The organism is Vibrio sp. 1CM7H, from assembly GCF_023161645.1.
GTDB lineage: Bacteria > Pseudomonadota > Gammaproteobacteria > Enterobacterales > Vibrionaceae > Vibrio > Vibrio diabolicus.
Map to the genome: position 1 here is coordinate 598882 of NZ_JALNTV010000002.1, position 18601 is coordinate 617482.

17 protein-coding genes are annotated in these 18601 nt (G+C 45.3%); 12 read left to right on the plus strand and 5 right to left on the minus strand.

The window, feature by feature from the left end:
- Positions 1–141: 141 nt before the first annotated feature.
- Positions 142–420: a 50S ribosomal protein L25 gene (gene rplY, locus MSG33_RS10965; RefSeq protein ID WP_005393245.1), complete on the plus strand. Its 279-nt coding sequence runs from the start codon at positions 142–144 to the stop codon at positions 418–420.
- 147 nt (positions 421–567) lie between these two features.
- Here the strand turns inward: rplY and MSG33_RS10970 are convergent, their stop codons facing one another.
- Complete coding sequence (locus tag MSG33_RS10970) at positions 568–1083, minus strand: GNAT family N-acetyltransferase (protein WP_248381035.1); 516 nt, start codon at positions 1081–1083, stop codon at positions 568–570.
- Positions 1084–1831: 748 nt separating this feature from the next.
- Here MSG33_RS10970 and ushA point away from each other — a divergent pair.
- The gene (gene ushA, locus MSG33_RS10975) at positions 1832–3520 is read left to right on the plus strand and encodes a bifunctional UDP-sugar hydrolase/5'-nucleotidase UshA (RefSeq protein ID WP_104974244.1); all 1689 of its coding nucleotides are present in this window, start codon (positions 1832–1834) and stop codon (positions 3518–3520) included.
- A 414-nt stretch (positions 3521–3934) separates the two neighbouring features.
- Complete coding sequence (locus tag MSG33_RS10980; protein ID WP_005393249.1) at positions 3935–4156, plus strand: hypothetical protein; 222 nt, start codon at positions 3935–3937, stop codon at positions 4154–4156.
- Positions 4157–4254: 98 nt separating this feature from the next.
- On the opposite strand, the gene MSG33_RS10985 is transcribed toward MSG33_RS10980, so the two are convergent.
- Positions 4255–4503 carry a DUF1289 domain-containing protein gene (locus MSG33_RS10985; protein WP_182036719.1) on the minus strand — a complete coding sequence of 83 codons (249 nt, stop codon included), beginning with the start codon at positions 4501–4503 and terminating at the stop codon, positions 4255–4257.
- Between the two features lie 210 nt (positions 4504–4713).
- Between MSG33_RS10985 and MSG33_RS10990 the strand changes: the two genes are divergently transcribed.
- The 9 genes from MSG33_RS10990 (at position 4714) to MSG33_RS11030 (ending at position 15042) form a co-directional block, all read left to right on the plus strand.
- Positions 4714–5160, plus strand: a complete 447-nt coding sequence (locus MSG33_RS10990) for an META domain-containing protein (RefSeq protein WP_005393252.1) — start codon at positions 4714–4716, stop codon at positions 5158–5160.
- Between the two features lie 466 nt (positions 5161–5626).
- The gene (locus tag MSG33_RS10995; RefSeq protein ID WP_248381038.1) at positions 5627–6787 is read left to right on the plus strand and encodes an ABC transporter substrate-binding protein; all 1161 of its coding nucleotides are present in this window, start codon (positions 5627–5629) and stop codon (positions 6785–6787) included.
- A gap of 9 nt (positions 6788–6796) precedes the next feature.
- Positions 6797–8506 (plus strand): ABC transporter permease, encoded by a 1710-nt coding sequence (locus MSG33_RS11000; protein ID WP_248381040.1) that lies wholly within the window; start codon positions 6797–6799, stop codon positions 8504–8506.
- The gene (locus MSG33_RS11005) at positions 8472–9119 is read left to right on the plus strand and encodes an ATP-binding cassette domain-containing protein (RefSeq protein ID WP_248381043.1); all 648 of its coding nucleotides are present in this window, start codon (positions 8472–8474) and stop codon (positions 9117–9119) included. Before MSG33_RS11000 ends, MSG33_RS11005 begins: the two co-directional genes overlap by 35 nt.
- On the plus strand, positions 9112–9723 hold the full coding sequence (locus tag MSG33_RS11010; protein ID WP_145474230.1) for a CDP-alcohol phosphatidyltransferase family protein: 612 nt from the start codon (positions 9112–9114) through the stop codon (positions 9721–9723). Before MSG33_RS11005 ends, MSG33_RS11010 begins: the two co-directional genes overlap by 8 nt.
- 124 nt (positions 9724–9847) lie before the next feature.
- Positions 9848–10327: a glycine zipper 2TM domain-containing protein gene (locus MSG33_RS11015; RefSeq protein ID WP_012841939.1), complete on the plus strand. Its 480-nt coding sequence runs from the start codon at positions 9848–9850 to the stop codon at positions 10325–10327.
- A 212-nt stretch (positions 10328–10539) separates the two neighbouring features.
- Positions 10540–12069 carry a nitric oxide reductase transcriptional regulator NorR gene (norR, locus tag MSG33_RS11020; protein WP_248381045.1) on the plus strand — a complete coding sequence of 510 codons (1530 nt, stop codon included), beginning with the start codon at positions 10540–10542 and terminating at the stop codon, positions 12067–12069.
- Positions 12070–12243: 174 nt separating this feature from the next.
- Positions 12244–13905, plus strand: coding sequence for a hydroxylamine reductase (gene hcp / locus MSG33_RS11025; protein ID WP_248381047.1), 1662 nt, complete (start codon positions 12244–12246; stop codon positions 13903–13905).
- 81 nt (positions 13906–13986) lie between these two features.
- Entirely contained in the window at positions 13987–15042 is a 1056-nt protein-coding gene (locus tag MSG33_RS11030; protein ID WP_248381049.1) for a hybrid-cluster NAD(P)-dependent oxidoreductase, read from the plus strand.
- A gap of 213 nt (positions 15043–15255) precedes the next feature.
- Here MSG33_RS11030 and MSG33_RS11035 read toward each other — a convergent pair whose 3' ends face one another.
- From MSG33_RS11035 to MSG33_RS11045, 3 genes are all read right to left on the minus strand, one after another.
- On the minus strand, positions 15256–16197 hold the full coding sequence (locus MSG33_RS11035; RefSeq protein ID WP_248381052.1) for a class I SAM-dependent methyltransferase: 942 nt from the start codon (positions 16195–16197) through the stop codon (positions 15256–15258).
- A gap of 31 nt (positions 16198–16228) precedes the next feature.
- Positions 16229–16921 (minus strand): TIGR01621 family pseudouridine synthase, encoded by a 693-nt coding sequence (locus tag MSG33_RS11040; RefSeq protein WP_104974250.1) that lies wholly within the window; start codon positions 16919–16921, stop codon positions 16229–16231.
- An 82-nt stretch (positions 16922–17003) separates the two neighbouring features.
- Complete coding sequence (locus MSG33_RS11045; RefSeq protein WP_248381203.1) at positions 17004–18374, minus strand: sodium-dependent transporter; 1371 nt, start codon at positions 18372–18374, stop codon at positions 17004–17006.
- Positions 18375–18601: the final 227 nt, after the last annotated feature.

The following is an 18601-nucleotide window of genomic DNA, read 5'->3' on the forward strand; positions in this document are numbered from 1 at the left end:
CGATTTGGGTTGCCCATTTATAAGTGGAATGATAGTATCCGCGCTCGCTTGAACAGTTCCTGTTTCAAGCTTTACCACGAACAACAAGGTCGCATTGTTGATTGTGAACATTTGATTTTTACTAATTTGAGAGTAAATACTATGAAATTCGAAGCAGTAGTACGTACTGAACTAGGTAAAGGTGCGAGCCGCCGCCTACGTCACGCTGGCAAATTCCCTGCAGTTGTATACGGCGGTGAAGAAGCAGCAGTAGCTATCGTTCTTAACCACGACGACATCGTAAACCAAATGGACAAGCCTGAATTCTACGAAGGCCTAGTTCTAGTTATCGATGGCAAAGAAGTTAAAGTTAAGCCACAAGACGTTCAACGTCACGCGTTCAAGCCAAAAGTTGAACACATGGACTTCATCCGTATCTAATTCCCTACCAAGGAATTAATCGGATTAAATCCAAACCTTTTGCATTAAAGATAATCGGACTTACCAACCGAGACATCTAAAAAATTTCAAAACCCCGGAGTCTTACCACCTCCGGGGTTTTACTATATGTGGCATATAACAATTGATTTACGAACGGGCAATGTACTTCACTAAAGTGAGATCCGTCAGCGTCATACGGTCAATGATTTCCGCCTCTTCCTCTCCAGTACGCACAAAACCACACTTCTTGTAAAAGTTAAGCCCCTGTTTATTGGTATCCAGTGCTTTCAGGCTTATCTGCATAACGGGCGTAGAGAGTAGACGCGTTTCTAGTTCATCTAACAATGCACTCCCTGCCCCTTGCCCATAATGCAAAGGAGAGACATAGCAACATGTTACCCACGCCGTTTTATCTTCACAGCTGTGGTTAGGTAGTTCGTAACTTAAAAAGCCGACGATTTCCCCTTGTCTCTCAACGACGATCAATTGGGCCAGTTGCTCAGTCATGACTCGCGTCCACATCCTTTCTCGGCGCTCAATCGTAAACTGATCGATGTAGCTCTGTGGCATTAACCCTGTGTATGCTACCTGCCACGAATCAACATGTATCTTGGCGATTTGAGTTGCTTCCTCTCTGACTGCGTTCCTTACTGTGTATCTCATTACTATCCTTTCTTAAAATTCACCACTTACAAATTCTTTCAACCCTACTCTTTGAATCGAAGCTCAAAGCGAGCAGCCACAGATGCACGCTTTACATTACTCCATTTCATTTTCATTAATTCAATGATAGTGCACATCGTAATATTCGAAGAAAACTCCACGTTATTTACGTTTCACTTTCGCTCATTAGATTGAATCTATTTGTTTTAACATCCGGGTATCGAAAGCGGGATAAACACGGTAAGGTATCGAATAAGAATAAATAAACGATATCTAAGGCATAAGATTTCTAAACGGTCGCAATTATAGTAAAGAGAGAAATACCATTTCTGGTTGTATTAAACAGAGTAAGCCAAGCTCAAACGAGTTTGGGTTTTACAATGATCATTTTATATACAAAACATTTCCCTCATCATCAGAGCGAAAATTTATAACGATTTGTGTCATAGCTGCTAAGAAAAACATGAACTTGGCAAAATAATCACCAAAATCAGCGCTATACTTCGCAAAAATGCGCATTGATTCACACAAACCACATTCATTCAATTGGCCACTTCACAAAATAACCCCCTCCCTCTAATTTCAATATACTAAAAACTATTTCTGTTTAATTGGAGACGTAGTTTGCAGGCTTATTAATTCATGTCTCCGATAGAAGTATAAATAAGAGATAGATCACTAAAGTTTCACATTAATTCCGTATATTTCACGCCGTAACAATAACAAAATCACAAAGAAAGGATCCCTTATGAAGTTTTCCAAATCTCTTTTGGTAATGGCAGTGGGCGCTGCGCTAGCAGGATGCGGCTCAGACAGCGATAATTCTCCAGTAACCTGCGAGACTGCAGATTCTTGTACTAAGTTCACCGTTCTCCACACTAACGATAACCACGGTCGCTTTTGGCATAACAGCGACGGCGAATATGGCATGGCTGCGCGTCACACTTTAATCGAATCTATTCGCGCAGAAGTCGAAGCAAAAGGCGGTGAAACCATTCTGCTGTCTGGCGGTGATATTAATACCGGCGTACCAGAATCAGACATGCAAGATGCGGTTCCAGACTTCGTAGGGATGAACCTACTTGGTTACGATGCAATGGCTGTCGGTAACCACGAGTTTGATAACTCACTAGATATTCTCGATATGCAAGCTGAGCTAGCTGACTTCCCTATGCTGGCTGCGAATATCTATAAGAAAGATACCAATGAGCGTTACTTCGACCCTTACAAAGTATTTACTATCAACGGCCTTAAGATCGCTGTTATTGGTCTAACCACCCAGGACACAGCGAAGCTAGTTAATCCAGACAACGTATCAAACATCCACTTCGAAGACCCTCAAGTTGAAATCAAAAAAGTACTTAAGGAAATCGAAGAAAACGAAAAAGTAGACCTAGTATTTGCAACGACGCACATGGGTCACTACCAAGATGGTAATAATGGTAGTGAAGCACCAGGGGACGTGAAGCTCGCTCGCTCTCTTGAAGAGGGACAACTAGACGCTATCATCGGTGGTCACTCACAAAACCCAGTGTGTATGGAGCCAGGTACCAATGAGTATGCTGATTTCAAACCTGGTGATGATTGCGCGCCAGACCAACAAAAAGGCACTTGGATTATGCAAGCGCATGAGTGGGGTAAATATGTGGGTCGTGCGGACTTCGAATATTACGACGGCAAGCTTCACTTAGCGAATTACGCACTGATTCCTGTAAACCTTCTGGACGACAACGATGAAGTGATCGGTGAACGCATTCAACAAGATGCGACGGTAAAAGCGTTACTACTGCCATACCAACAGCAAGGTCAAGAGTTATTAGATGAGAAGATTTCTAATACAACGGGTAAGTTAGAAGGTGATCGTAACGTAGTTCGCTCTCAACAAACTAACCTAGGTCATCTACTGGGCGAGGCATACCGTACTTACAAAACGGTAGGTGCTGACTTTGGTGTGATGAACTCTGGCGGTGTGCGTGATTCAATCCAAGATGGTGACATCACTTACCGTGATGTACTTACAGTCCAGCCGTTCGGTAACTTCGTGACTAAAGCGACAATGACAGGTCAAGAAGTAAAAGAGTACCTTGATGTAGTAGCAACGAAATCTGCAGGCTCTGGTGCTTACGCTCAACTGGATAACATCACTTTAGATGTAGATTGTGATGCTGGCTCAGTAACCATTACCGACATTAACGATAAAGGCTTCGATCTAGACGCAACGTACACATTCTCTGTAATCAGCTTCAGTGCTGCTGGTGGCGATAACTATCCAATCATCGATGTTCAATCTACCCAGCTAACCGATGCATACGTTTTACGTGAGTTCTTCGTAAATAACCCACAGATCTCTGCGGATAGCTACAACAAGAACTTAGAAAACATCAAGTACTTCAGTAACGGTCAAGCTGTGAAAGGTTGCCCGGCAACTAATAGCTAAAAACACCTTACACTCTGACGTGAAGAGCTTTTAGAAGTTGTTCCGTCAGAGCCTCCCTAAAAACCGAAGCGTGACGCTTCGGTTTTTTTATTTTCGTTAAAGTGCTGAAAATTATCGCCCTTCATAAAGTGTTCAAAAATTATTCATTTGTGTTGTTGACGCCCATGTGCTGGGCTTCTATGTTTGATAAGGTCTTTCGAAAATACAGATTCATCAACTAACTTTTCGCTATGAAGTTTCGTAGCTTAGTGGATGATTCTAGGAAAGATGTGAATGGCGTTACAAACACTGCTCTCAAACAATTTGTCTTTTTGACCTAAAACGAAGGTGATTCGCCGCCAAGCGTTCACCAATGAGCAGCGATCTGGACGTCAATATGTTCAAACTGCTGCCATCGAGTTCAGGAGGTCAAAAATGAAACGAGCCAGCAATAGCTACAGACTTCAAATGATCAAAGAAGTGGTTACCCGTAGAGAGCGCGAAGCTTGCACGGACCCTATGGCGAGATACATTCATCAACTGATGGATGAACGCCCTACTAGTAAATTAGATGTTGAATTCAATCATCGATTTTCAGGAAGCCACTTTGACGAACATGCTGGGGGATGGGTCAGTGACCGTTGGTCAATGAAGTAGCGCGAATTTAACGAATTTGCCTTACACGCACCGCATAGTAAGAGCTAATACAGTCCCGGCTCATCATTGATTATTGCCGAGCCGGGATAATTCGAAATTTAAAAGAGATCTTGCTGTGGTGATAATTCTTCTTGAGGCTCTTCTGCCTTTCCCTTCCCTGCCAATACCTTTCTTCTATAGCGCTGACGGCATAGTTTAATCACATGCAACTGTTGAGCAGGGGTATAAGTGAGCCAGTTAAATCGCTCTTCTCTTTTACGCATACATCCTTTGCAATACCCTTTCTCGTCAACACTACAAATACCAACGCAAGGGTTTGGGACGGTAAAAAACTCTAGTTGCTCCATGCTCTAACCGTTTTTTGCTCGCTGTGCTGTAATGATATTATAACGACTTCAATATACGCTCCCAACCGTGCTATACATCTTGCACTTCGAAGCCGTTTGAGTATATAAACTGGACTCTGTCACAGTAATACGAAACTATTACCTTATGCTGACAAAAACAGTGTTTTATTACCTATACTTACCACGTTTTCTAAAAACGGAGTCTATAAAATGAAGCTTAGCCTAAAAACGTTAGTTACAGCAATCTCTCTTCCTGTTCTTATGACTGCATGTGCTAGCAACGGTGACAATGTGAAAGAAATTACGGCTCAAGATTTACAGCACCATAATTGGGAGCTGGTTCAGATTGATGGTAAAAACATCGAATTAAAAGAACGTCAGCAAGCGCCTCGCTTAGAAATCGGAGAAAATCTGACTGCAAATGGTAACGCGGGGTGTAACAACTTCTTTGGTCAAGCTGAACTAAAAAACAATCAACTACGCATCGAAAAAATGGGAATGACCATGAAGATGTGTATGGATGACCAAATGAAAATTGAGCAAGCGATGTCTGAAACTCTTACTGAATGGAGTGATATAACGCTAACCAAAGAAGGGCTAATGCTTAAAAATGACGATCACGAACTAACGTTTCAGTTGCGTGATTGGGTAAACTAAGTCCCATTTCATATTCTAAGAGCAGCCATAAGATGGCTGCTTTTTTTATGCCTCCTAATCAATATCAAAGCAGGCTGGATGTCTGTTTCGCACGCTTCGATTAGCAAAATCGTTTAAAACGACAAACTCTTTCCCTCTTTACGCCCTCAACGCCATGTCTACGACGCGGGTTCAGTCTTCCAAATCAACATATCGAAGTTGCTTGAGGACAATAATTTTCAATTACTTGAAAGAATATCGTCAAACAAGCGGTCCGCTCTTGTATACCTAAAACGACACCAGAATTGTCCTTTCTTCGTTTTGCTTCACATTGAGAATAATTCTTTGAATCAATGAGTGATTCCGTTTGGGATTGGCATTGATAATAGAGAGAGATGGATTACTATCCTTGTAACAAAGCGGAGCGACTTGTTTAGACGTCAATAACGCCGGAAACGAGAATAAAAAGACATAACACGGAATACATATGAAAAAGCTACTCAGTACCGTTGGCATTTTAGCCACCACTTTCGCGACATCTTCTTTTGCCAACTCATCGGTTGCTAGTGAATGGCAAAAAATCGAACAACAAGCCGACGGACAATCCGTCTACTTTCATGCTTGGGGCGGAAGCCAAGAAATTAATCGCTACATCCAGTGGGCGAGTAGAGAGCTAAAATCGCGTTATAACGTGACGCTAAACCACGTTAAAGTCACCGATATTTCTGAGACCACCACTCGACTTATCGCAGAAAAAGCCGCAGGCAAAAACAGCGGTGGCAGTGTTGATATGGTTTGGATTAATGGCGAGAACTTCAAATCAATGAAGGATAACCAATTACTGTTTGGTCCTTTTGTTGAAGGTTTGCCAAGCTGGCAGTACGTTGATAAATCATTGCCAATTGATGTGGATTTTTCAGAGCCGACTGAAGGTCTGGAAGCACCTTGGGGTGTGGGGCAATTAGTGTTTATTCACGATGAGCAAACCCTGCATAACCCTCCTCGATCTTTTGCTGAAATGCTGAGTTACGCAAAAGCGTTTCCAAATCGCCTAACTTACCCTCGCCCACCAGAGTTTCATGGGACAAGCTTTATTAAAGCACTGTTGATTGAGTTGACCAACAACGATCCCGCTTTGCAAAAACCAGTCACTGGCGAAACATTTGAGCAAATCACTCAACCGCTGTGGGCTTACCTAGATGAGTTCCATAAAGTTGCTTGGCGTGGCGGTAAGCAACTCCCAGGAGGGACGGCTGAAACGCTTCAATTACTGGATGATGGTCAGATTGATCTTGCGATTACCTTTAACCCGAACGCGGTTTTCTCTGCGCAGTCGAGCGGCAATCTTGCAGAGAGCACCAAAGCGTATGCGATGGACGCAGGTGCACTCTCAAACATTCACTTCTTAGCGATTCCTTGGAACGCAAATGCCAGTGCCGGTGCGCAAGTTGCGATAAACTTTTTATTGAGCCCTGAAGCACAATCTCGCAAAGGTAACCTTAACATCTGGGGCGATCCTTCAGTGCTAAGCAGCCAATACCTAACAGGTTCGGCTAAACATACTCAACAATTCAAATCTATCGCTGAGCCGCATCCAAGCTGGCAATCTGCCTTAGAAAAAGAATGGTTGAAACGCTACGGGAATTAATAAGAGCCCATGTTAAGAGCGCTATATTTAGTCATTATCGCTGTTTGTATTTTACCTACCATTCCGGGACTACTCGGAGTGGTGGTTTCTGCGCTCGGTTATGTACCTCCTATCGGCTTGCACCACTTTTCTTTAGATGGCTTTAACGCTGTTTTTGATTGGGAGGGTGTTTGGACATCCATCGGGCTGACTTTCTACTCTGCCATTTTTAGTAGCTACTTGGCTTGCTTGATCACATTTGCGATTTTGCAAGCATCGTGGGGCAGCAAGTTTTGGCGAAAAATTGAAGTTAGCCTCTCGCCACTTCTCGCTATGCCGCATGTCGCGTTTGCAATTGGCTTTGCCTTCTTGTTTGCACCAACAGGTATGGGCGTTCGTGTTCTCAACCAACTGTTTGGTTACGATCCCAATGCACAAACGGTGAATGACTTAGCATTGCTGATTAAAGATCCGCATGCACTCGGTTTGATCATCATGCTTGCGATTAAAGAAGTGCCGTTTTTATTGTTGATGAGTATTCCAATTCTTCAGCAATTGAAAGTCGATAAGATTGAAAAAGTCAGTCACTCAATGGGCTACAGTTCGGCGCAAGCGTGGTGGAAATGCGTATTCCCACAATGGATAACAAAACTGCGCTTTCCAATGCTGGCGGTATTGGCTTACAGCTTGTCGGTTGTTGATGTTGCATTGATTATTGGCCCTACCAACCCACCGACGTTTGCAGTTTTGGTATGGCAGTGGTTTAACGATCCTGATTTATCACTTCTACCAAGAGCTGCCGCAGGCGCGGTCATGTTGTTTGCGATCGCTAGCCTTTTGATTGGATTTGCACGCTTGATGGAATGGTGTATTACCAAAGGCTTCAAACGCTGGCAGTACTCTGGTCGAAACGGGTTTCGTTTACCCGGTAAAACCCTATTTTCACTGATCGCGCTACTCGCACTTCTAATGATTCCACTCATGGTGGTATGGAGCTTTGCTCAACGCTGGCGCTTTCCAGATTTACTACCGAGCCGTTATAGCCTGCGTTTTTGGGAATACGAATGGCACAGCATTCTTGGTACGCTGGAACAGAGCATGCTGATTGCCGTTATCAGCGCGACCGTCGCTCTAGCTCTTGCCTTGATCGCACATGAGTATCGCCTTCGTTATCGCTGGCAGGTGCCCGGTTACATCATCGCCATCCCAATGCTGATTCCTCAGCTATCCGTGCTATTCGGTATGCAAGTAGTGACGCTGTACTTAAACAGCAACGCGTATTTCTTTTGGGTATGCTGGGCGCACGTGTTCTTCGCGTTCCCATTTATTTACCTCTCTCTAGACGGTCCATGGCGCAGCTTCGATAACGGCTTAACTCGCGTCGCACTCAGCTTGGGTAAATCACTGATGCAAGCTTGGTTAAAAGTGAAACTGCCAATTTTACTACCTGCGATTGCATTCGCATGGGCGGTCGGGATTAGCGTAAGTCTGGCGCAATACCTGCCGACATTGGTGCTAGGGGCTGGGCGCATTAGCACCATCACCACCGAAGCCGTTGCGCTATCCAGTGGTTTTGACCGACGTGTCACCGCGATTTACGCCATTTGGCAAGCACTCTTGCCGTTCTTGTTCTTCTCTTTTGCGATACTACTAAGCCGCTTACACGTGAAGTATCGCCGCTTGTCTATAAAAGGTTTACTACTGAATGAGTCTTTGTCTCGAAAACCTCGCCATCCGTAAAGCCAATGGCGACACGCTTTTTTCAGCGTTCAACATGACCGTAGAGAAAGGTGAAATTGTTACTCTGATGGGACCAAGCGGCTGTGGTAAATCCACTTTGTTGGATGCCATAGCTGGACATCTCTCCGCCGAGTTCAACTACTCGGGCTCCATTACGCTTGATAACGAACAGTTGGATGCCCTCCCTGCACATAAGCGTCAGGTTGGTATTCTGTTCCAAGAAGATTTGCTCTTCCCTCACTTAACGGTGTGGGAGAATCTTGCATTCGCGCTACCAAACTCAATCAAAGGTGAGGAGCGTAAAGCACACGCCATGCAAGCACTGAAGAACATTGCATTGACCAAACTTGCCGAATCCTTTCCAGATCAAATCTCCGGAGGGCAACGCGCCCGTATCTCATTGACTCGTATGCTGCTGGCAAAGCCGAAAGTTGCGCTACTTGATGAACCCTATAGCAAGTTGGATAAAGACCTGCGTGTACAATTTCGCAACTGGGTGGTCGATCAATTACAGCAAGCGAACATCCCTACTTTGATGGTAACGCACGATGAGGATGATATTCCTGATGGCAGCCGCTGCCTAAATTGGCCGTGGGAGACAAACCATGCTTGATAGCCTGAGTATAAAGCTCATCCGCAAACCGCTGGCACTCAGTGCGACGTACCTCGATAAATGTGGCATCACCGCAAATCAGACGACAGTATTTGGTTTTGTGCTTGGCTGTTTTGCCCTACCGGCTTTGATCGCCGAACAGTACTTGTTGGCGTTGCTGTTTATTTTGCTGAACAGAATCTGTGATGGATTAGACGGTGCACTAGCGAGGATTCAAGGCATTACCGATGCCGGAGGCTTTCTCGATATCAGCTTAGATTTTCTGTTCTATTCCTTGATTCCTTTTGGTTTTGTGTTGGCCAATCCAGAACAAAATGCCATTGCAGGGGCATTTTTGATTTTTTCCTTTGTCGGAACGGGAAGCAGCTTTTTGGCTTTTGCCATCATGGCAGGCAAACAAGGCATCGATAATCCAGTGTATAAACACAAATCTCTCTACTACATGAGCGGTTTAACCGAAGGTACTGAAACCATTGGTTGTTTGGTGCTATTTTGTTTGTTACCGCAACACTTTGCCGTCATTGCTTATATCTTTGGTGCAGCATGTTGGTTTACCACATTCACACGTATTTACTCTGGGTTTCATACGCTTAAAGGCCATTAAACCACTTAGAAGTTCACGTTTTCTTGAGAGAACAGCCGCTAAGTACCTGTTTTATATAAAACTAAAGCACATATTAAATTGGGGTATATACTCTTTGGATGGAGAGAAATCATTCGGAGGCTATATGAAAAAATACGTCAAGCTAGGTATGCTGCTCATCATGTCTTGTATTGTTATGCTTAGCGGCTGTACCTCACCTAACCCGTACGGAGATGCATACGGCTCTTCAGACACACGCAAAGTTCAGCAGGTTTACTACGGAACGATTGAAAAAGTTGAACCAGTAACCATTGATGCCTCTACCCAATCCAACGCCATAGGTACAATCGCTGGTGCCGCCGTGGGTGGTATATTAGGCTCAAAAGTCGGGGGCGGCTCTGGCTCGGATATCGCAGCTATTGGTGGTGGTCTGCTGGGTGGTTATGCCGGCAGTAAAGCCGCTGAAGCAACCGCGAAACGAAATGGTGTGAATCTGACCATTCGCTTAGAGGATGGAAAAATAATCTCTGTCGTTCAAGAAGCAAACCCCAACATGATTTTTCAGCCAGGCCAAGCCGTTCAAATCAACATGTCTGGCAATGACGCAAGGGTTGTTCCTCGCTAATTTGAACGCGGTAACTCCTTTCCATTGGTCTGCTGTTTTAGTTCAAAGAGTTTAATCCGCGCAAGCGTACGTTGCTTACTCATCGGCTTGCGCGATTCTATTTGTATCAAGTTTGATCGTCGTCAATGGAACATCAATCTCCCACACCTTTCGATGTTCAAATGACATCAAGTTGCTAGCATGAGCCCATTCCAGATAACTTTGGGCTTGTTATGACTCCGACTGTTGACCACGTACTCCTTAATATCGCGCTAAACCTCAGCTCTAATCGCTCTCACGAGCAGCAATATCAAAACCTCATTGATGGGGTCGCGCAAGTATTCCCATGTGATGCGAGCTGCCTGTTTATCTTTGATGAGGATGGTTTTTTGACTCCTGTCGCGGTAAAAGGCTTATCCAGCTCGGTCTTAGGTCGTCGCTATTTCCCCAAAGCACATCCACGCTTAGATGCCATTATTCATAGCCGTGAACCGGTGCGTTTCGATGCCGATTGTTCACTGCCTGATCCTTTCGACGGCACACTATTAACCGAAGACCAGTGCATTGATGTTCACGATTGCATGGGCTTTAGCTTGTATGTGGAAGGACAACTTGTTGGCGCACTAACTATGGATGCTCTAACAGTGGGTGCGTTTGATGACATTGACCCTGTCGCTATCGAAACCTTTGCGGCTTTGACCGCTGCGACATTGCGTAACATTGCGCAATTAAAAGCACTCAAAGCGCAAAACCAGAAGCAAAAAAGCGTCACTCAAACCCTTATCCAGCAAGCCCGTTCCCAACATGGCGAAATGGTGGGTTTAAGTCCGCAGATCAACCAGTTACGAAACAACATTGCGACCGTTGCTCAATCAGATTACGCGGTACTTATCACAGGAGAGACCGGTACTGGTAAAGAACTGGTCGCGCACTCGGTGCACGCGCAATCTCATCGTAGCGATAAGCCGATGATTTACGTAAACTGTGCGGCCCTGCCTGAAGGTCTGGCTGAGAGTGAACTGTTTGGCCATGTCAAAGGCGCATTTACAGGTGCTAATAGCCACCGTGCCGGTAAGTTTGAACTGGCAGACGGTGGAACGATTTTCCTTGATGAAGTGGGCGAACTGCCTTTGATTTTGCAAGCAAAATTGCTGCGCGTAATTCAGCAAGGCGAGCTGCAACGTGTAGGTAGCGATCAGCATTTGATGGTCAATGTGCGCATCATCGCCGCGACCAATCGACAATTAGAAAAAGAGGTCGAAGCTGGCACGTTTCGAGCAGACCTTTTCCACCGTTTGAACGTGTTCCCAATCCAAGTCCCCCCACTGCGTGCCCGTGACGGGGATATTCCCGTTTTAGCAGGATATTTGTTGGAAAAAGTACGCCAACAATTCAATGCACCCAATCTGCACGTTCATCCTAAAGTGTTGACTCAATTGGAATCTTTACCTTGGTACGGAAACGTGCGCGAGCTCGAACATACGTTAACTCGCGCGGCTTTACACGCCATTCAACAAGGTGCGAGCACGATCATGCTTAACCATTTCGACACCTCACTGGCTCTCAATGATGTAAAAAACACATCGCATTATCTGCCTAAAGAAAGCCAGCCAATGCGGGAGCTGATAGAAAGCTATCAGCGTGATTTAATTGAACATGCTTTGAGCCAAACTGGTGGCGTTTGGGCAAAAGCAGCGGAGTTTTTACAAATGGATCGCGGGAACTTATATCGGATGGGTAAAAAGCTCGGGATCAATAAATAACCAACCACAAGAAGCCGATGTAATTAAGACATCAACTGCGTTGTCTTAATTACATCAACCACTCATCTAAAAACGATAAAATTAAATATAAATCAATAAGATAACAATTGGCACGCATTCTGCTCTCTAGTGGTCAACATCACGACTATTAAAACAATCACTGGAGAACCCAATATGTTCTGTATTCAATGTGAACAGACAATTCAAACCCCTGCTGTTAAAGGTTGTTCTTTTGCACAAGGCATGTGTGGCAAAACTTCTGAAGTATCAGACCTACAAGACGTGTTGGTTTACACACTGCAAGGGGTTTCTTTTTGGGCATCAAAAGTACTTGAATTCAACATCATTAACGATGAAATCAACCAATGGGCACCAAAAGCATTTTTCTCTACATTGACGAACGTAAACTTCGACCCTGAACGCATCTTAGAGTTAACTTCTCAAGCTGCAACGTACAAAGCATTGCTAAAAGAGCAAGTGATGTCTGCAGCAACGCTTGCCGATACCGAAGTCGCTGACATTCCTGCGGTTGCCCACTTTGAGCTACCAAACAGCGCAGAAGCGATCTTAGCTTTTGCTCCTCAAGTCGCGGTTAACCGTGGTAAAGACCAAGTACATGAAGATGTTATTGGCCTACGCCTACTTTGCCTATACGGACTTAAAGGTGCAGCCGCGTACATGGAGCACGCACGTGTTCTTGAGCAAACCAACAACGATATCTATGCCGAATACCATGAAATCATGGCGTGGTTGGGCACAGATCCTGAAGATCTCGGCGAACTACTTGATTGCTCAATGCGCATTGGCCTGATGAACTACAAAGTGATGGAAATGCTCGACCAAGGTGAAACAACGACCTTCGGTCATCCAGAACCAACCACAGTGAACGTCAAGCCAGTAAAAGGCAAGTGTATTCTTGTTTCTGGTCATGATTTGCATGACCTAGAAAAAATCCTGCAACAGACTGAAGGCAAAGGCATTAACGTTTACACCAACGGTGAAATGCTGCCTGCACACGGCTACCCAGAGCTGAAGAAATACCCTCATCTCGTCGGTAACTACGGCAGCGCATGGCAAAACCAACAGAAAGAATTCGCAAACTTCCCTGGTGCAATCGTAATGACGTCAAACTGCTTGTTGAATCCAAATGTGGGTCAATACGCAGACCGTCTATTCACCCGCAGTATTGTTGGCTGGCCTGGAGTGGCTCACATCGAAGGTGATGATTTTAGCCAAGTGATTGAATGTGCTCTAGCGCAAGACGGTTTCCAACACGATGAAATCGAACACCACATCACGGTTGGTTTTGGTCGCAATGCACTGATGAACGCCGCCCCTGCGGTTATCGACCAAGTGAAGCAAGGCAACATCAAACACTTCTTCCTAGTCGGCGGTTGTGATGGTGATAAAGCGGAACGCAGCTACTACACCGATTTTACGGCTGAAGCACCAGAAGACACGCTAATCCTGACGTTGGCGTGTGGTAAGTTTCGCTTCAACAAGAATACGTTCGGCGATATCAACGGTATCCCTCGCCTATTGGATGTGGGCCAATGTAACGATGCGTACTCTGCAATCCAGCTTGCACTTGCACTGGCGAAAGAGTTTGACTGTGACATCAATGAACTACCACTCACGCTTGTGCTTTCTTGGTTCGAGCAAAAAGCGATCGTTATCTTGCTAACACTATTTGCATTGGGTGTGAAAGGCATTTACACAGGCCCTACTGCACCGGCATTCCTAACGCCAAACCTAATCGCCATCATCCAAGAGAAGTTCGATATGCGCAGTATTGGCAATGTTCAGGATGATCTAAAAGCCATCCTAGTAGCCTAATAAACCTGCTTGTTACGCGCCTCCTTACGTGGAGGCGCTATCTATTTCGAACTAAAAATAGCCACAACCAAAGAGATTGTTATGTTTTTTGAATGGCAAGGTAACCAACCCGTCACACTCCGTTGCATCGACAAATACTTCGAAACACACGACACCGTCAGCATCAAATTGGCCGAACTAACCGAATCACTTCTGTTTCAGTTTAAGCCTGGCCAGTTTATTAACTTGGGCGTCGAAATTGATGGAAAAATGGAGTTTCGTGCCTATTCAATCAGCTCGATCAATGAAGACGATCACCTTCAACTCACCATCAAACGAGTATCTGGCGGTAAAGTATCGAACTACATCGTTGACTCGCTGCTGCTTGGTGATACCGTTCAAGCATTACCACCAGCGGGCGAGTTTAACTGCATTGACCACCCACCCGTTTTACGTAATGGCGAAACAAAAGCCTTGCTTATCAGTGCAGGTTGCGGCGTCACGCCCGTATTTTCGATGGCAAAGCACTGGCTGAGTAATCAAGATGAAAACGACAACGATGTGGACATCGCATTTCTTCATATCGCACGCAGCCCAGAAGAGACGATTTACTACGATCAGCTAGAAACGTTCGACGCTGTGTATCCCAACTTCCATTTAAAGCTGTTGCTTAAAAACCGCGAAGGAACGTCACACCCACAAGGTCGTTTGAATGCCGACTGGCTTAAAGAGCTTGTTCATGATTTCAAACAGCGCACCGTTTACCTGTGTGGTCCAAGCCAGTTTATGCAAGATGTTCACGGCTATTTGAATGACCTTGGTTTTGACATGACGAACTTCTACCAAGAGAGTTTTACGCCAGCGACTGGCGCAGAAACATCGGTATCCGATGAAGCTGTTTGTGTATCTGTTCCTGACTTTGCTCAAACCATCGATGCGCAAAAAGGTCAGGTACTGGCCGATGTGCTTGAAGGCGCAGGTTTACCATTAATCGTCGCTTGTCGTAGCGGCATTTGTGGCTCGTGCAAATGCAAGGTTCGTCAAGGCAACGTCTCTTCCACCAGCCTAGAAACATTAACGCCAGAAGAAATTGAACAGGGCTATGTGCTCGCCTGCTCATCAACCATCGAAGCGGATCTTGAAGTGCAGATCGGTTAATGCTGCTGGTATCGATCTTTTATTGTTTCCCGTAATTCCGACGAGCCTAGGCGAGATCAGGAATCTAATATCAGTGTGTTGGGAATAACTCACTCTGAGAATAGACTCTGAATCACACTCGTGTCTCGCTATTCAGATTGACGGGGTATCGCGGAAATGCCAGCCGTACTCAAACGGCTGGTATTATAGATAGGTACAACTTTCGTTTCGTCGTCATTGCTTCTCGCTAAACAACAACACTTTCAATGCAGCTTCGCTGTCTACGTCCATAAACTCTGGTGGGTTATCCAGACGCTCACGGTATGTCAACTCTGGCGCTTCTTCTTTCATGCTTTCAATCAAGAAGTCGCTTGTCACAGATGGCGAGTTCACACATGCCATCACTTGACCGCCGTCTGCCAACAAATCCGGCAATCGACGTAGAATCTTTTTGTAATCTTTAGTCAGCGCAAAGCTGCCTTTCTGGAATGAAGGCGGATCGATGATAATCAAGTCATACTGACCAGATTTTTTAATCTTACCCCACGATTTAAAGATATCGTGCCCCATAAAGCTTACCTGGTTGATGTTATGACCATTTAGCTTGTGGTTCTCACGACCTTTAGACAGCGACGCTTTTGCCATGTCGACGTTAACCACTTTATCTGCGCCCCCCGCAATGGCAGCGACAGAAAAGCCACACGTGTAAGCAAACAAGTTAAGCACGTTTTTATGCTTCGCATTTTCCCGTACCCAATCACGACCGTAGCGCATGTCCAAAAACAGACCGAAGTTTTGGTTGCGGCCAATATCCAATTGGTATTTCAAACCGCTTTCTTCAACGACAGGGCGAGCGTCTAATTCACCGACAAGCACTTCTGAAGGCGCACCATCGGCATAACGGTGCTGAAGAACCATAGTGCGACCTTGCTTATCTGCCCACAGTTGTGATTGTGCCAACGCATTGAGGCCGCTTTTCAGCTCAGCGAGAAACGCGTCGTCGACTTCTTTAAACAAATTGATAATCAACTGACCTTGTAACCAATCACAGGTGATTTGCTCTAGGCCCTCAAAACGGCGGCCACGACCATGAAACAGTCGACGAATTTCATTCGGAGCTTGCGCGAGCTCGGTTTCTAGATGCTGAAAAAACAGCGGAAGTTGTGATGCTTGCATCGAGTTCTCTTATTAGTTTTCTTTGTGACGGTTATTTGATCGTAGGCCAGTTCAGTTCCCAAGGGGAAAGCCAAGTATCCAAACCCTGAGAGACGGTCTCACTGTGCCATTTTTTACCAAGCATTTTGTGTTCTCGTGGGTCGCAAACAAAGCGATATTGCTCATCTCGGTATTGGAAGCAAAGTGAAAATGCATGCAGATAACCGCGATCAGCCTCATTGCCTGCATTGTAAATCGGGTCACCAACAATACCTGAGCCAACCGATTTTAATGCCACGCGGATTTGATGCGTTTTACCAGTGTGCGGCTTACATAAAAATAGGCGTTCTCCGGGCTCTGCCGCAAGAGAGAAAAACTGGGTAACGGCTGGGTTATTTTTGCTGTTGACCAGCTTCCATGATGAACGGCGCGAACGCTCCATATCACCAACGACCAAACCTTGTTTCTTTTTCGGCTTTTTAGAGCCAATCGCCAGATAGAACTTTTCCACTTGGCGGTCAGCAAAGGCTTGCGATAACGCACTGGCCGCTTTGGCGTTGCGTCCGAGGAGCAGAATACCCGATGTCATTTTATCCAAGCGATGGATAAGATAGAGCTGCTCATCACCACTCTGCTTAGCCACTTCTTGCAGCAGCATTGTGTCGCCATCGTCTTTATGAACAGAGACGTTGGGATGCTTATTGATGATCAGAAAATCGGGATGGGTATGTAGAATATCGAACATAAAAAAACTGGCTCCACGTTTGGAGCCAGCAGTATACATAAGTTATCGGACAAAGCTATCGAGGCTTGCCCCAAGGCCTGAGCTAGAGCTTTCTAGAGAAAATACCAGCAAGACCAATGATTGCGATACCCAGCAGCATGATTTCACCTTTGCCACTGTCAAAGCCAGACTTAATCCCCATGAAGGCAACAATAGCAATCGCAACAGGAATCAGGTATTTAACTAAGTTGTACCACAATCCAAATAGCGGGAAAGATACTTCGCCGTCATTAGTGATCTCTTTTTCTAGCTCAGCACGCCTTAGGCGCCATCCAGCAAAGATACAAACCAACATACCACCAACCGCTAAGAAGATTTTGTCCGTTAGCAAGTCGAAGATATCAAAGGCACCGGTACCGAACAGCGTTGGCCCCATTCCACCTAACGATAGTGACGCAAAAATACATAATGCCGCCATAACTGCACTTGCAGACAGAACTGCGTTAGAGCGCTTCATGCCTTTCTCGTCAATTAGGTAAGACACGACAACTTCCAATAGTGATACTGAAGAAGTTAATGCCGCCACCGTCAAACCGATGAAAAATAGCAACGCGAATAGCAACCCAATCACACCGCCCATTTCAGCAAATAGTTGAGGAACGACAACGAATACAAGACCAGGGCCTGCCGCAGGCTCCATGCCAAAGGCAAACATAGCTGGGAACATAGCAACACCAGCAAGAATCGCTACACCTGTATCCATCGCAGTAACCATACCGGTTGTTTGAACTAGGTTCTCTTTCTTCTTCAGGTAAGAACCGTACGTCATCATACAGCCCATACCTAAGCTAAGTGAGAAGAACGCCTGCCCTAGTGCAGCAAGAACCACATTGCTATCGACTTTAGAAAAGTCCGGCATGAATAAGAACTCAAGGCCAGCCATTGCACCTGGCAGCATCAAGCCTTTAACAGAAACAACGATTAGGATTAAGAACAAAAGCGGCATCAGAACCTTACCGGCTTTCTCAATACCACCCGAAATCCCTTTCATCACAATCATGACGTTAAGGAACAGGTAAACACCCATCCACATTAAAGGTTGAATCGGATCTGAGATGAAACCGCCAAAGCTGTCGCCAATTGCTTCTGGCGCGCTGAGTAGACCACCGCCCACTTTAAAGATGTAGGCCAATGCCCAACCACCAACCACTGGGTAGAAGCCCATGATCAAAAGACCACTGAAGACTCCCATAACGCCAGTGAACGTCCAGCGTCGGTCAGTTGTTTTGAATGCACCTACGGCAGAAAGACCTGTCTTACGACCAATAGCGAACTCTGTCAGCATCACGCTAAAGCCGATAAAAATAACAAAGATAAGGTAGATAGCAACGAATGCACCGCCGCCACTCTCACCCGCTGTGTAAGGGAATTTCCATATATTGCCTAAACCGACAGCGGAACCCGCTGCTGCCATTACGAAGCCTAGTTTAGACCCCCACGTATCACGTGGTGCTGCTGTATTAGTTGTAGCCACGCTTTTTCTCCAAAATTAGTTTGTTGTGTATGCATAGAGATAGGCGTCTAAAAAGTTTATGTAAAAATTATTGTACACTTATAAAATAAGCGTTCGACGCACTATGTCTAGAAAGTAAAGCAGCTCCCCTTTAAAATTGGAACCCCAAAAAAGTACATTTATCGCAC

What these genes read in the sequence shown, in the direction of transcription:
- MSG33_RS11035 (WP_248381052.1), bottom strand. Translation starts at nt 16,197, where the DNA reads ATGCAAGCATCACAACTTCCGCTGTTTTTTCAGCATCTAGAAACCGAG.
- MSG33_RS11015 (WP_012841939.1), top strand. Translation starts at nt 9,848, where the DNA reads ATGAAAAAATACGTCAAGCTAGGTATGCTGCTCATCATGTCTTGTATT.
- MSG33_RS11000 (WP_248381040.1), top strand. Translation starts at nt 6,797, where the DNA reads ATGTTAAGAGCGCTATATTTAGTCATTATCGCTGTTTGTATTTTACCT.
- ushA (WP_104974244.1), top strand. Translation starts at nt 1,832, where the DNA reads ATGAAGTTTTCCAAATCTCTTTTGGTAATGGCAGTGGGCGCTGCGCTA.
- rplY (WP_005393245.1), top strand. Translation starts at nt 142, where the DNA reads ATGAAATTCGAAGCAGTAGTACGTACTGAACTAGGTAAAGGTGCGAGC.
- norR (WP_248381045.1), top strand. Translation starts at nt 10,540, where the DNA reads ATGACTCCGACTGTTGACCACGTACTCCTTAATATCGCGCTAAACCTC.
- MSG33_RS10990 (WP_005393252.1), top strand. Translation starts at nt 4,714, where the DNA reads ATGAAGCTTAGCCTAAAAACGTTAGTTACAGCAATCTCTCTTCCTGTT.
- MSG33_RS11030 (WP_248381049.1), top strand. Translation starts at nt 13,987, where the DNA reads ATGTTTTTTGAATGGCAAGGTAACCAACCCGTCACACTCCGTTGCATC.
- MSG33_RS11040 (WP_104974250.1), bottom strand. Translation starts at nt 16,921, where the DNA reads ATGTTCGATATTCTACATACCCATCCCGATTTTCTGATCATCAATAAG.
- MSG33_RS10980 (WP_005393249.1), top strand. Translation starts at nt 3,935, where the DNA reads ATGAAACGAGCCAGCAATAGCTACAGACTTCAAATGATCAAAGAAGTG.
- MSG33_RS11005 (WP_248381043.1), top strand. Translation starts at nt 8,472, where the DNA reads ATGAGTCTTTGTCTCGAAAACCTCGCCATCCGTAAAGCCAATGGCGAC.
- MSG33_RS10995 (WP_248381038.1), top strand. Translation starts at nt 5,627, where the DNA reads ATGAAAAAGCTACTCAGTACCGTTGGCATTTTAGCCACCACTTTCGCG.
- MSG33_RS11045 (WP_248381203.1), bottom strand. Translation starts at nt 18,374, where the DNA reads ATGGCAGCAGCGGGTTCCGCTGTCGGTTTAGGCAATATATGGAAATTC.
- MSG33_RS10970 (WP_248381035.1), bottom strand. Translation starts at nt 1,083, where the DNA reads ATGAGATACACAGTAAGGAACGCAGTCAGAGAGGAAGCAACTCAAATC.
- MSG33_RS11010 (WP_145474230.1), top strand. Translation starts at nt 9,112, where the DNA reads ATGCTTGATAGCCTGAGTATAAAGCTCATCCGCAAACCGCTGGCACTC.
- hcp (WP_248381047.1), top strand. Translation starts at nt 12,244, where the DNA reads ATGTTCTGTATTCAATGTGAACAGACAATTCAAACCCCTGCTGTTAAA.
- MSG33_RS10985 (WP_182036719.1), bottom strand. Translation starts at nt 4,503, where the DNA reads ATGGAGCAACTAGAGTTTTTTACCGTCCCAAACCCTTGCGTTGGTATT.